Below are 13,153 nucleotides of genomic sequence, written 5' to 3'. Positions count from 1 at the left end.
GAACGCGCCAATGCGCCTGAGCTATCTCGACTACCACACCTGCGGCGAGCCGGTGCGCATCGTTACGGGCGGCTATCCCGAGCTGACCGGCGCGACGATTCTCGACAAGCGTCGACAGGCGCGCGACAGCCACGATCACCTGCGCCGCGCGATGATGCTGGAACCGCGGGGCCATGCCGGAATGTACGGTGTCATTCCGGTCGAAGCGAGCCATCCCGAGGCTGCTTTCGGCGTGCTCTTCACTCATAACGAGGGCTACTCGACGATGTGTGGCCACGCCACCATCGCGCTCGGCCGCTATGCGATCGAGCGCGGCTTGGTGCCGGCGGTCGAGCCCGTTACGCGTTTTGCCATCGAGGCGCCTTGCGGCTTGCTGCGGCTCGCCTGCGACGTCGCCGCAGGCAAGGTCGGGGAGGTGCGCTTCGAGAGCGTGCCGGCCTTCGTCCATGCCCGCGACCGTGTGGTCCAGGTGCCGGGCTTCGGACGCATTACGACCGACATCGCCTATGGCGGAGCCTTCTACTGCATCCTTCCAGCTTCGCGCTTCGGGCTCGATCTCTTCGAAACCCCGGTCGAGCGGTTGACCGAGGCTGCTGCTGCCCTCACCGACACTGTGCGGGCAGGCGCGCCGATCACGCATCCGGCGGAGCCCGATCTCGGCTTTCTCTATGGGACGATCGTGACCGACGAGGCGGGACCGGGCGAGACCAGTTTCAACCTCTGCATCTTCGCCGAGCGGCAGATCGACCGCTCACCGACCGGCTCGGGCGTGACCGCGCGCATGGCGCTCGACCATGCCAAGGGGCTGGCCGGGCTGGGGCGGACACGGAGTTTCCGCAGTATCACAGGCGGGCGTTTCTCGGGGCGTGTCCTCGGACCTGCTGCCTATCCCGCCGAAGGAGCGGTCACCGTCGAGGTCGGCGGCCTCAGCTACCTCGCAGGCGAGGGCGCCTTCATTATCGAGGCCGACGATCCACTCGGACTGGGTTTCGCCTTGCCGGCCCGTTTCGCGGAGATCAGCGTTCCGCACGAACGGTGAGAACGATCCGGCGACAGCTCCGCAGGAAGCGATATTGCGCCCCGGCCCGTCATGGGGCGATCGGCGTCGCATAGTGCTGAACGTTCTCGGTGCGATATCGCCGAGAGCGTTGCGCCTGTTCACTCGACCACAGGGTGTATTGGCTTTGCCTTGTGCAGGATACGAGTAAGGTTTCTCTGTCATGTTGGCCTTAAGGCCAAGGATCTGGGCATGACGGTTGGGGACATGAGAGAGGGCAGAAAGCCCGGCTCCGCGCTTGGCGTCGTGCAGATGTTGGGTCGGCTCGCTGGTTCACCGCTGATCTGGCTGGTCGCGTTCGCGGCGGCAGTTGTCGTTGGCCTCATGCTGCCTTTGCGGCTGCCGCTGGGCGCGAACTATTGGGATACGAATATCTATCTTGATGCCGCGCAGCGCATCGAGATCGGTCAGTTGCCCAATATCGATTTCTTCGCTCCCGTCGGCCCGCTCGGCTACTATCTCGTGACGTGGCTCCACGCCCTCTTCCCGCAGGCCCAGCCGATGCTTCTGGCCAACTGGGGCGTATTGCCGGTCGCCTTGCCGATGATGGCGCTGATCGTCGCCCATGTCGGGCAGCGCTCGCGTGGCCAGGCTCTGGCCCTGCTGCTGCCCTTCCTGTTGTTCGCGTCGCTGCCGATCAACCTGCACAGCCTGTATCCGATGCCGGGCTTCGATGGCTTCGGCCACTACAACCGGCATATCAGCCTGCTGCTCTACCTGCTTGTGACGGTGCTGCTCTTCGTCGATGCGCGCCGGCTCCAGGTCGGGCTTGTCGTCCTGCTGATGCTCGCGCTGTTCCTGGTCAAGGTCACGGGCGCGGTGTCGGGGACGTTCCTCGTCGGCTATGCGGTTCTGGCCGGACGGATGCGCCTGCGCGACGCATCTGTCGCCGCGGCGTTGGTCATTGCCGTGCTCGCGCCGCTCGATTTCGTGACCGGCATCGTGCGCGCCTATGTCGATGACATCCTGACCCTGCTCGGCCTGAACACCGGCGCCTTGCTGCCGCGCTTTCTCACCGTCGCCTCGGTGAAGTTCAATGTCGTCGGGCCGAGCCTGCTGCTGCTTGCCGCCCTGGCCTATGCTGTCTGGCTGGAGGGCGGCAGGCTTTCCTGGGTCCGATTGCACCGGCTCCTGGCCTCGCCGCTTGGATGGTTCGCCGCGGTTCTGCTGGCGCTGACCCTGTTCGAGACACAGAACACGGGCTCGCTCGAATTCATCGGGCTCTGGCCCGTCCTCCTGCTGATCCTGGTGGAATGGGGTGGTCGCACCGATCGGCTCGGCAGGATCGTGACGGTGCTGGTCCTGATGGTTGCGCTGCCATCGGCCTTGATCTTCGTCGAGCGCAGCGCGCGCGCCGTCATCGGCGCGGTGAACTACAAGGCGCTTGCCGTGCCCGATCTCGGCCCGCTCGGTCGGGTCAGCGTCAAGCCCGACATCGCCGAGCGTGCGGTGATCATGCTCGCACATTATGCGGCGCAGCAGGCGGGCTATCGCGATCTTGCCGAGCGCGGCGAGCTGCCCTCCTACATCCTCTATTCGGAGATCGACTATCAGGCGACCTGGCTGCTCGAAGTGCAGCAGGGCATCACGGCGATCCGCGCCTGGGAAGCGGCAAATGGGCGCCGGCTCGACAGTCTCTTCACGCTCGATTTCACCGATCCGTTCAACCAGCTGCTCAACCGCAGGCCGCCGAGAGGCGTGCCGATCGGTGTCGATCCCGGCCGAACCACGCCGGAGATCGATCCGCCAACGCTGGAAAGCCTGAATCAGGTCGACGCCATCCTGGTCCCGAAATGCCCTCTGACGACGGCGCGCGAAACCATCGCCACGCATTTCTCGGAAGCCCTGAAAGGGCGCCGGCTGGTCGCGCTGGCGCCCTGCTGGGACATGTATCTGAAGGCGTAAGGGCGATGGCCTCTCAGGCCGTCACCCCGCCGGTCTGGCCTGCCTCCCAGCCGAGGATGGCGCGCTTGCGCGTCAGGCCCCAGTGATAGCCGGTCAGCGCCCCGGACTTTCCGATGACGCGATGGCAGGGCACGACGAAGGAGATCGGATTCTTACCGACCGCCATGCCCACTGCCCGCGCCGCCGTTGGCCGGCCGAGATGGCAGGCGACATCGCCATAGGTCGTCGCTCTGCCCACCGGGATCTTCAGCAAGGTCTCCCAGACACGCACCTCGAAATCGGTGCCGATCAGCACGACACGCAATGGCGTCTCGGCGGCCCAGGCCTTCGGGTCGAAGATCCGGCCGGCATAGGCGCGGGTCGAGGCCGGGTCGAAGCGGTAGTCGGCATGTGGCCAGCGCCGCATCATGTCGGCCAGCGCCTCGGCCCGGCCGCCAACGACCTTGCCGCCATCGACGCTGGTCGAGACCCAGCCGAGTCCTGCAAGCCCGCGTTCCGTCACCACGATCAGCGCTTCGCCGAAGGGCGACTCATGGAAGCCGTAGGAGAGACGCAGGCCCTCGCCACCGCTCTTCCACTCGCCCGGCGACATCGCCTCATGCGTGACGAAGAGGTCATGCAGTCGACCGGGGCCCGAGAGCCCAACCTCCAGCGCCGTGTCGAGCACGCTGGCCGACGACCCGAGCAGGCCCTTGGCATGGTCAAGCGTGATCGCCTGAAGAAAGGCCTTGGGGGTGAGCCCACACCAGCGCCGGAAGAGATGGTGCACGTCGGTCGGCGTCGCGCCGGCCGCGTCCGCGATCGCCTCGATCGTCGGCTGCTCGCGCCAGTTCTCCGTGATGTAGGCCAGGATGCGCCGGACCGTATCGTAGTCGGATCCGGGCGCGGGGGCCGGAAAATCCGCCTCCGCCGGCATGGCCTGTGCGGCGCGGGCCAGCACGGCATTGGAGAAGCGGGTTGGTGTCATTGCCGTTTTCATCGGGGCCTGAGCGTTCATGGTCGTGAGCCTCGTGTCATGGATCATGACCGGGAATCTAGGGGTGGGAGGATGCCGCCTCCACCCGAAAGCTGGCAAGCTCTGCGGCCTCGCCACGCGATTCGAGCCGTCTGCTACCATGTCCCGACTGGACCAGGAGATCATCGGCCTCTACCGGCGCCATGCGCGCGCCTTCGACGAGGTTCGATCCAGGACGCTCGTTGAAAGGACCTGGCTTGATCGCTTCCTGCAACTCCTCCCGGCCAGAGCATCGATTCTCGACATCGGTTGCGGCGCTGCGGAGCCGATTGGCCGCTATTTCATCGAGAATGGCCACGGCGTGACCGGCATCGATGCCTGCGCACCCCTGATTGATCTCTGCAGGCAACGCTTCCCGGCCGATGACTGGCAGGTCGCCGATATGCGCAAGCTTTCGCTTGAACGCCGCTTTGACGGGCTGATTGCCTGGGACAGTTTCTTTCATCTCAATCCCGAAGACCAGCGGTCGATGTTCCCGATCTTCAGAGAGCATGCTGCGCCAGGCGCGGCGCTGATGTTCACCAGCGGGCCTCGGCATGGCGAGGCAATCGGCTCCTTCGAGGGCGAGCGGCTCTATCACGCGAGCCTGGCGCCTGCGGAGTACAGGGGGTTGCTTGATGAGAACGGCTTCGACGTCGTGTCCCATGTCGTCGAGGATCCAGCCTGCGGAGGGCACACGATCTGGCTGGCAGGGTTGAGGTAGAGGCCAGCCCGCAATCATATGGGGCGGCCGGGTGTGGGGCTGCTTTTGCACTGCCTGTTAATGACATTCCCGCAAATGTCGAAAACACTGTGAAAGCACGTGTTCCATCCTGTAGCGTGCCGTGGTTCCCTAGCGTCATTATGTGGATCGTCGAGCTGTTCCATGAGCGAGCCGCCTCATCTGCTTAGCCTCAACGATGAAATGGGGGTTCTGACCAAGAACATCCCCTACGACGTCCCACTCACTGATCTGGAGGAATTATCTCTCGAGCTATCGATGGCGCGGGGTCTCGACGAGATCATGGCGATCGTGCGCGGCAGCGCGCGAAGGCTTGTTGGCGCAGACGGAATCACCTTCGTCCTGCGCGAGGGCGACCAATGCTACTATGCCGACGAGGATGCGATCGCGCCGCTCTGGAAGGGCCAGCGCTTCCCGTTTGAATCCTGCATTTCCGGCTGGGCGATGGGGCATCGCGAGGTCGTCGTCATCGACGATATCTATGCCGACAGCCGTATCCCGCACGCCGCCTATCGTCCGACATTCGTGCGCAGCCTCGTCATGGTTCCGGTTCGGCCGGAGGACCCCGTCGCTGCAATCGGAGCCTATTGGGCGAGCAAGCAGCCGCCGTCCGAAGCCAGCGTCATCGTTCTCAAGCGCATCGCCAACAGCGCTGCCGTCGCGATGACCAATGTCGCTCTCCTCAACTCGCTTCGTGCGGCCAAGGAAGAGGCTGTGCGGGCGAAGGACGCAGTCATCCTGGCAATGGCATCGCTGGCCGAGACCCGAGACAGCGAGACGGGAAACCATATCCGCCGCACCCAGCATTATGTTCGGGCCCTCGCCAACGCTTCGCGCGACCGTGGTCTGTACATGCAGGTGCTCGATACGGATATGGTCGATCTGATCTACAAATCCGCGCCACTGCACGACATCGGCAAGGTCGGCATCCCCGACAGCGTCCTGCTCAAGCCCGGCAGGCTCGACGCGGACGAGTTCGCAGTGATGAAGACGCATGCCGAGTTGGGCCGGCAGGCTATTGCCGAGGCCGAGCGGCATCTCGGTGGAGTGAGTTCGTTCCTTGGCCTGGCCATGGAGATCGCCCATAGCCATCACGAGAAATGGGATGGCAGCGGCTATCCAAGAGGACTGAAGGGGGAAGAGATCCCTCTCTCGGGGCGGTTGATGGCGATCGCCGATGTCTATGATGCCCTCGTCACCGAGCGGACCTACAAATCGGCGCTCCCGCACGCCCAGGCGGTCGAGATCATCGTCGGCGACCGAGGGCGCCATTTCGATCCCGCGCTGACCGATGTCTTCGTAGAGATCGCTGCCAGCTTCGAGACGATCCACCGGACATTCTCGGACGGCCCTTAGGTCAGGACTCAGGCGGCCAGTTCGGCTCGTATCCCCGCCACGGCCCTTCAAGTCTGGGCTGGATCAGCCTGCCGCTTCCGGCACACCCGGATCACTCCATCTCCGTCAGCAGATTGGCATCCCGTGCCAGCCTCCAGCGCCCGTCTGCCTCCTTCCTGAACAGGGTCAGCGTGTAGCCGGCCCGGTGCCGCGATGAGCCTGTGGCGAGAGATGTCGCGGTCATGTCGAGATGACCGCGCACGAAGGCCCAGTCGCCAAGGACCTTCAACTCGTCGATCGTGCTGTTTCCCTCAATCTTGAGGTCGCTCATGGTGTCGGACATTGCGGCGAACGTCGCCTTGCCGAACGGGGCCTGCCCCGGAACCATGAAAATGGCATCCTCCGTCATCAGCTCCAGCACCGATGCCACATCGCCGGCCTTGCTCGCGGTGAGCCATTTCTCGATGAGCGTGCGTATCTCCCTCTCGTCATCACCCATGCCGCCTCCTTCAAGGGGGGATTACCAGCGCAGGGGCCATGGTTGCCGGGTGCGAGAGGTTGCCGGCCTTCACGCCGTGCTGAAATCCGTACCCCGCCTTGCGCTGGCGAGCGCGGCGCCGAGTGCATCCGCGAAACCCTCCCGCTCCTGCGGGGAGAGCGCGGCAGCCACCGATACGCTGCGGCCACGCGAGACCAGCGAGAGCCCCATCAGCCCGTAATCCTCGTCTCGCTCCCTCTCGAGTTTGGTCCAGGCCGGATTGGAGCGCCAGATTGCCTCCGTGCCGTGGTGCGAGACCTTGCGCAGCAGCACCTCGAGCGGGGTCACCACGATGCGCTCGAAGGCGCGCGCCGCGTTGAAATTGACCTTGAAGGCGATGAAGAGTGCGAGGATGTCGAGGCCGAAAAAGCCGGCGACCGGCCACGCGCCCAGCACGACGAAGGGAATCGAGGAGACGATGCTGGCGAGGCAGACGAGCGTCATCACGATGCGAAAGCCGTTCCGGCCGAGCGAGCGATGCGGAGTGATGGTCGCGTCGAAGACCGGCCGCTCCGTGGTCTGCGTCGGCTCGCCGGCATATCCATCGCGATCGTGCTTGCCGATGCTCATTGCGCAATTATAACGCCCACATGAGCGAACGGAACAGGCCTGCGGGCCGCGGCCAGGGCCTGGCAAGGATCACGACACCGAGACCGCGCAGCGCGGCGGGCATCCGTGAGATCTTTCTGCGCTTCCAGGCCGCCAATCCCGAGCCCAAGGGCGAACTCGAGGCGACCAACGCCTTCACCTTGCTGGTCGCCGTCGTGCTGTCGGCGCAGGCGACCGATGCGGGCGTCAACAAGGCAACGCGCAAGCTCTTCGAGCTTGCCGACACGTCGCAGAAGATGGTGGCGCTCGGCGAGGACAAGGTGCGCGAGCTGGTCAGGACGATCGGCCTGTTCCGCACCAAGGCGAAGAACGTGATCCTGCTCAGCGAGAAGCTGATTGCGGAATTCGGTGGCGAGGTCCCTGCGGACCGTGCCGCGCTCGAAAGCCTGCCCGGTGTCGGGCGCAAGACCGCCAATGTCGTGCTCAACATCGCCTTCGGCGAGATCACCCACGCCGTCGACACCCATGTCTTCCGCATCGCCAATCGCCTGCGCATCGCGCCGGGCAAGACCGTGCTCGCAGTCGAGATGGGATTGGAGAAGGCGGTACCGCCGGAATTCGGCCGCCATGCCCATCATTGGCTGATCCTGCACGGCCGCTACATCTGCAAGGCGCTGCGCCCCGAATGCGACCGCTGCCTGCTCAACGATCTCTGCGACTCCCCCGACAAGCGGGTGGCTTGACGCCTTTCTCGCGATAGGCTGTCCTCTGAATGTGAGGCGCTCCGGACGCTGACCAGGCGATCCCCCAAGAGAGCGCACGGCCAGAGGAATCGCGGGAGATTGCCATGCTCAGACATATGATGCTTGCCGCCGGTGTTGCCCTGGCGGCAGCGGGCGGCTTCTCGCCTGCCTTTGCTCAGACGAAGGGCCCGGTCGTCGGGGTCAGCTGGTCGAATTTCCAGGAAGAACGCTGGAAGACCGACGAGGCCGCAATCAAGGCGGCGATCGAGAAGGTCGGCGGCACCTATCTCTCGGCCGATGCGCAATCCTCTCCCGCCAAACAACTCACCGATGTCGAAAGCCTGATCGCCCGTGGTGCCAAGGCCCTGATCGTCCTGGCCCAGGATGCGCAGGCCATCCGGCCCGCCGTCGAGAAGGCGGTCAATGAAGGCATTGCAGTTGTCGGCTATGACCGGCTGATCGAGATCCCGCAGGCCTTCTACCTGACCTTCGACAATGTCGAGGTCGGTCGCATGATGGCGCGCGAGGTCCAGAAGGCGAAACCGGAAGGAAACTTCGTCTTCATCAAGGGATCGAGCTCCGATCCGAATGCCGGCTTCCTTTATCAGGGCTCCGTCGAGATTCTGAAGCCGGCAATCGATTCCGGCAAGATCAAGAATGTCGGCGAGGCCTTTACCGACGGTTGGCTCCCTGCGAACGCCCAGCGCAACATGGAGCAGTTCCTGACCCGCAATGCCAACAAGGTCGACGCGGTGATCGCGGCCAATGACGGAACGGCCGGCGGCGCCATTGCGGCGATGGCCGCGCAGGGGCTAGCCGGCTCGGTGCCGGTTTCCGGCCAGGACGCCGATCGCGCGGCATTGAACCGCGTCGCGCTCGGGACGCAGACGGTGACGGTCTGGAAGGATGCACGGGAGCTCGGGCGGAATGCGGCCGAGATCGCGATCAAGCTTGCGGGCGGCGCCAAGCTGACCGAGATCGCGGGCGCGGCAAGCTGGAACCAGGGGCCGACCAAGCAGGCGATGACGGCGCTCTTCCTCAAGCCCGTACCGGTGACGAAGGACAATCTCGGTGTGGTGATCGAGGCGGGCTGGGCGCCAAAGGCCGCTGTCTGCCAAGGCGTTGCAGCGGGCAAGGTCAAGGCTTGTGACTGAGGTCGCTCCAGCCCCGGTTTCTGAGAAGGTGCCGGGGCCAGGCGCAAGGAGCGTGGCCGACCACATGCGCGAGATCGAGTTCGATCCGCGCATGATCGGCATGGTCGCCGCGCTCGGGGTGATCTGGCTCGGCTTCAACTGGCTTTCCGACGGAGCCTTCCTGACACCGCGAAATCTCTGGAATCTGCTGGTCCAGACGGCATCGATCGCCGTCATGGCCTGCGGCATGGTGCTTGTCATCGTGACGCGCAATATCGACCTCTCGGTCGGTTCGATGCTCGGCTTCGTCGGCATGGTGGTCGGGCTGGTCCAGGCGCGACTGCTGCCGGAGCTGCTTGGCTTCGAGCATCCCGCCACATGGTTCATCAGCATCCTGGTTTCCGTCGCGCTCGGCGGCGTCCTCGGCCTGTTCCAGGGGGCGTTGATAGCCTATCTCGCCATTCCCTCCTTCATCGTCACGCTCGGCGGCCTGCTGGTCTGGCGTGGCGCAGCCTGGTGGGTGACGCAGGGCCAGACCATCGCGCCGATGGACACACGTTTCCGCCCCCTTGGTGGCGGCATCGAAGGCGCGATCGGCACGGGTCCATCCTGGGCGATCGGTCTGGTGATCTGCGCCTTGATCCTTGCCGGGATCGTGCTTGCCCGCCGCCGCCGGCGGCGCTTCGGTTTCGGCTTGCGGCCGGTCTGGGCTGAAGGCGCCATTGCCGCGCTTGGCTGCGGCGCCGTGCTCGGCACCGTGATGGTCGCCAATGCCTATCCTCTGCCGGCCGGCGTTGCGCGCCGCCTGGTCGAGGCCAGGGGACTCGTCTGGCCGGAGGGCGGGCTGACCATCGGCCATGGCCTTGCGGTTCCCGTGCTGTTGGCGCTGGCGGTCGGCATCGTGATGAGCTTCCTGACCAAGCGGCTGCGTTTCGGCCGCTATGTCTTCGCGATCGGCGGCAATCCCGAGGCGGCGCAGCTTTCAGGCGTCAACACCCGCAAGGTGCTGACCCTGGTCTTCGGGTTGATGGGGGTACTTGTCGGCATATCCGCCTGCATCTCCACGGCCCGCCTCAATGCGGCGACGAATTCGGCCGGAGCGCTCGACGAGCTCTATGTCATTGCGGCGGCGGTGATCGGCGGCACATCGCTTGCGGGTGGTGTCGGCACTATCGCGGGTGCGATGCTGGGCGCGCTGGTGATGCAGTCGTTGCAATCGGGCATGGTGCTGATCGGTGTCGATACGCCGCTGCAGAACATCGTCGTCGGCGTGGTGCTGGTCGTGGCCGTCTGGCTCGACGGGCTCTATCGTCGCAAGCTGAGCTGAGGGAGGACGGACGTCATGAGCCTCGCCACGGCCCGGGACATCGAGACCCCAGCGCTCGTCGAGATGCGCGACATCTCGATCGCCTTCGGCGGCATCAAGGCGGTCGACACTGTCAGTGTCGACCTCAAGGCCGGCGAGGTCGTCGGCCTGCTCGGTCATAACGGTGCCGGCAAATCGACGCTGATCAAGATCCTGTCGGGAGCCTACCGGGCGGATGCCGGCGAGATCCGCATCAGCGGCGAGCCGGCTGCCATTGCCAATCCGCGCGATGCCAAGCGCTACGGCATCGAGACGATCTACCAGACCCTGGCTTTGGCCGACAATGTCGATGCCGCAGCCAATATCTTCCTTGGACGGGAGCTGCTGACGCCCTGGCACACGCTGGATGATTCCGCGATGGAATCCGAGACGCGCAAGGTGATGGGACGGCTCAATCCGCATTTCCGGCGCTTCAAGGAGCCGGTCAAAGCGCTCTCGGGCGGTCAGCGTCAGTCGGTTGCGATCGCGCGCGCGATTTACTTCAACGCCCGGGTTCTGATCATGGACGAGCCGACGGCAGCACTCGGGCCTGCGGAGACGAAACAGGTTGCCGACCTCATCCTTGAGTTGAAGCGTCAGGGAATCGGCATCTTCCTGATCAGTCATGACCTGCATGACGTCTTCGACCTCGCCGACCGGGTCAGCGTCATGAAGAACGGCCGGGTTGTCGGTACCGCGCGCACCAGCGATGTGACGCAGGACGAGGTGCTGGCGATGATCATCTCGGGGAAATGTCCCGCGGGCGCCACTCCGGGGCCGGGCGCGCTGCGCGGCCAGGCGTAGTGTGGGGCGTTCCATAGAGCCCGCCGCCTTGCAGCGGCGGGTCAGGAGATCGCGCGGTGTCGCGACCCGTTCAGGCCGTCGCGTGCGGCTCGTGCCGGTAGTCCCAGACAGCCCAGGCCGAGACCCCAGCCGTCAGCACGCCGAGGACCGTGTGGGTCCAGAACGCGTTGAAGTTGCCAGTAAAGCCGAGCACCCAGGGAGCTGCCATCAGCCAGACGCCGAGCACCAGGTTCACCCACTCCTCCCATTCCTTGAACATCGAGAGCGCCGCGACCGCCACGAGGGCGAGCACGACACCGACGATCCAGGCGTTGCGGGCGGCCATCATGTCGCCCGTAAAACGCATGATCCAGGGAGAGATGAACAGGCACGCGGCGAGGAGAAGGTTGCACAAGTCCTGCGGCCGTTTGTCGTCCGTATTCGCGGTCAACATGATCACCTCCATCAGTGACGATCATCCAAACCACCGTACCAAGCGCCTGAAGGCGCTTAGTAAGGGAAATGTGGTGTTGCCAGAAGAGCTGTTCAAGTTCGTCAGGTCGAAACGACAATGGCCGGCACTAGGCCGGCCATGATGTTGCGAGTGCTGCGCACTGCGGGAGGCTTACTTGGCTACGACTTGGTCGGTGCAAGCCCGGTCGCCTCGCTCACTTGGCGTCGAGCAGGTCCTTGACCGAGAGCAGCACGAGTTCGTTGTCATCGGCCTTCTTCGGGTCGCGCGACGAGGAGAAGGGCAGGTTGTTGTCGTTGCCGACGATGATGATGCCGTTGGCGCGGTCGACGACATCGACGTTCTCGATGGTGAAGAAGGGGAAGGGCAGCACGCCGTCGATGGCACCCTGCTTCGCCTTCTTGTCCGGGTCGGCGATCTTCATCAGGTCGATGAAGCCGATCTTGCGCACCGACTTGCCGACATTGGCGTCGGTCATCTCGATCTTCACGATCCGCTTGAACTTGGCGAGGTCGTGGAAGCAGTCCGGGCCCTTCTGGCCGGGCGCGCAGGCCTTGTCGGCAGTGCCTTCGCCATTGTCGCGCTCGATGATCAAGGCCGTGGTGGCGTCGATCATGTTGAAGTCGCCGATGGCGAGGCCCTTCTGGTCGAGCGGGAAGAACCAGGAGCGGCCGGTCCACTTCTCGTTCTGCACGTCGAATTCGAGGATGCGCAGCACTTCCTTGCCGTCGACTTCCTCATTGCCCTTGGTCTCGGCGTTCCAGAGCGGGCCTTCGAGCAGCGGGAAGAGGAAACGCCCGTCCGGCGAGGCCGCCATGCCCTCATAGCCCTTGGAGCGGCGTACATTGAACTCGACGGGCAGGTTCGGCGCGCCAGGCGTCGTCACGGCGTAGTGGTCGGGCGAGCGCGCCGGCTTGCCGTCGACCGTGGTCTCGAACACCGCCTCGACCTTGCCGTTGCCGTCGACGCGGATCAGGTAGGGGCCGAATTCTTCACCGATCCAGAACTTGCCGCCGATCGGCTGGATGGATTCGGGGTCGAAATCGGCGCCGGTCAGATAGCGCTTCTCGGTGCCCTCGTGGACGATACGGAACGGCACCTTCTTGTCGGGGTCGTGCAGGAAGGTGGTCGCGAGACGTTCGATCTTGCCGCCGTTGAAATCGGCCTTGAGGCGATGGAAGAACAACATCGCGTCGGGCGAGTTCACCTTGGAGCCGAAGCCGTTATCGGTCAGCACCAGGAACTCGCCGTTGCCGAGTGAGCGGATGCCGGAGAAGCCCTGCACCGGCTGACCGGCAAATGGTGTGGACAGCCCGGTCGGGCGGCCGCCCGACGTGCCCATCACGGTGCCGACGGCCTCGACGCGTTTGCCGGGCTGGACGAACTTGCCGGAGACCTTGAGGTCAGCCGGCGCATCGGCCGGGGCCGGGATGATGGTGTTGGCCGGCAGGAGCGCATGGCCGACGAGCTTGGCGGGGAATTCCTTCGGCGCGTCCTGCGCACCGGCGAGCATGGTCGAGGACAGCAGCAGGGCTGCGGCGAGGGCAAGGCGCATGG

Annotated in this window: 13 protein-coding genes; 8 read left to right on the top strand and 5 right to left on the bottom strand. The window is 64.9% G+C overall.

Annotated features, from left to right (window positions below):
• The first annotated feature begins 10 nt into the window (after window positions 1–10).
• Entirely contained in the window at window positions 11–1,039 is a 1,029-nt protein-coding gene (locus BIWAKO_RS07355) for a proline racemase family protein (RefSeq protein WP_069877979.1), read from the top strand.
• Between the two features lie 210 nt (window positions 1,040–1,249).
• The gene (locus BIWAKO_RS07350; protein WP_141740012.1) at window positions 1,250–2,962 is read left to right on the top strand and encodes a hypothetical protein; all 1,713 of its coding nucleotides are present in this window, start codon (window positions 1,250–1,252) and stop codon (window positions 2,960–2,962) included.
• Window positions 2,963–2,975: 13 nt separating this feature from the next.
• Here BIWAKO_RS07350 and BIWAKO_RS07345 read toward each other — a convergent pair whose 3' ends face one another.
• Window positions 2,976–3,878, bottom strand: coding sequence for a methylated-DNA--[protein]-cysteine S-methyltransferase (locus tag BIWAKO_RS07345; RefSeq protein WP_069882251.1), 903 nt, complete (start codon window positions 3,876–3,878; stop codon window positions 2,976–2,978).
• Window positions 3,879–4,077: 199 nt separating this feature from the next.
• On the opposite strand from BIWAKO_RS07345, the gene BIWAKO_RS07340 reads away from it, so the two are divergent.
• Together BIWAKO_RS07340 and BIWAKO_RS35890 are read left to right on the top strand one after the other, a co-directional pair.
• A complete protein-coding gene (locus tag BIWAKO_RS07340) occupies window positions 4,078–4,680 on the top strand; it encodes a class I SAM-dependent DNA methyltransferase (protein ID WP_069877978.1) in 603 nt (200 codons plus the stop codon).
• 162 nt (window positions 4,681–4,842) lie between these two features.
• Window positions 4,843–6,054: an HD-GYP domain-containing protein gene (locus tag BIWAKO_RS35890; RefSeq protein WP_069877977.1), complete on the top strand. Its 1,212-nt coding sequence runs from the start codon at window positions 4,843–4,845 to the stop codon at window positions 6,052–6,054.
• A gap of 91 nt (window positions 6,055–6,145) precedes the next feature.
• On the opposite strand, the gene BIWAKO_RS07330 is transcribed toward BIWAKO_RS35890, so the two are convergent.
• Complete coding sequence (locus BIWAKO_RS07330) at window positions 6,146–6,532, bottom strand: YybH family protein (protein WP_069877976.1); 387 nt, start codon at window positions 6,530–6,532, stop codon at window positions 6,146–6,148.
• A gap of 69 nt (window positions 6,533–6,601) precedes the next feature.
• The gene (locus BIWAKO_RS07325; protein ID WP_069877975.1) at window positions 6,602–7,141 is read right to left on the bottom strand and encodes a DUF2244 domain-containing protein; all 540 of its coding nucleotides are present in this window, start codon (window positions 7,139–7,141) and stop codon (window positions 6,602–6,604) included.
• Window positions 7,142–7,161: 20 nt separating this feature from the next.
• Between BIWAKO_RS07325 and nth the strand changes: the two genes are divergently transcribed.
• The 4 genes from nth (at window position 7,162) to BIWAKO_RS07305 (ending at window position 11,145) form a co-directional block, all read left to right on the top strand.
• Window positions 7,162–7,863 (top strand): endonuclease III, encoded by a 702-nt coding sequence (nth, locus tag BIWAKO_RS07320; protein ID WP_069877974.1) that lies wholly within the window; start codon window positions 7,162–7,164, stop codon window positions 7,861–7,863.
• 104 nt (window positions 7,864–7,967) lie between these two features.
• Window positions 7,968–9,017 (top strand): D-xylose ABC transporter substrate-binding protein, encoded by a 1,050-nt coding sequence (gene xylF, locus BIWAKO_RS07315; RefSeq protein WP_069877973.1) that lies wholly within the window; start codon window positions 7,968–7,970, stop codon window positions 9,015–9,017.
• A 64-nt stretch (window positions 9,018–9,081) separates the two neighbouring features.
• The gene (locus BIWAKO_RS07310; protein ID WP_084652168.1) at window positions 9,082–10,323 is read left to right on the top strand and encodes a sugar ABC transporter permease; all 1,242 of its coding nucleotides are present in this window, start codon (window positions 9,082–9,084) and stop codon (window positions 10,321–10,323) included.
• A 15-nt stretch (window positions 10,324–10,338) separates the two neighbouring features.
• Window positions 10,339–11,145: an ATP-binding cassette domain-containing protein gene (locus BIWAKO_RS07305; protein ID WP_069877971.1), complete on the top strand. Its 807-nt coding sequence runs from the start codon at window positions 10,339–10,341 to the stop codon at window positions 11,143–11,145.
• 70 nt (window positions 11,146–11,215) lie between these two features.
• On the opposite strand, the gene BIWAKO_RS07300 is transcribed toward BIWAKO_RS07305, so the two are convergent.
• Both BIWAKO_RS07300 and BIWAKO_RS07295 read right to left on the bottom strand, forming a co-directional pair.
• Window positions 11,216–11,578 (bottom strand): SPW repeat protein, encoded by a 363-nt coding sequence (locus BIWAKO_RS07300; RefSeq protein WP_069882250.1) that lies wholly within the window; start codon window positions 11,576–11,578, stop codon window positions 11,216–11,218.
• Between the two features lie 214 nt (window positions 11,579–11,792).
• Window positions 11,793–13,151 (bottom strand): esterase-like activity of phytase family protein, encoded by a 1,359-nt coding sequence (locus tag BIWAKO_RS07295; RefSeq protein WP_069877970.1) that lies wholly within the window; start codon window positions 13,149–13,151, stop codon window positions 11,793–11,795.
• Between the last annotated feature and the right edge of the window lie 2 nt (window positions 13,152–13,153).

This window comes from Bosea sp. BIWAKO-01, from assembly GCF_001748145.1.
Taxonomy (GTDB): domain Bacteria; phylum Pseudomonadota; class Alphaproteobacteria; order Rhizobiales; family Beijerinckiaceae; genus Allobosea.
Note: the sequence above shows the minus strand (reverse complement) of the source record. Positions and strands in the feature narration are given on the sequence as shown.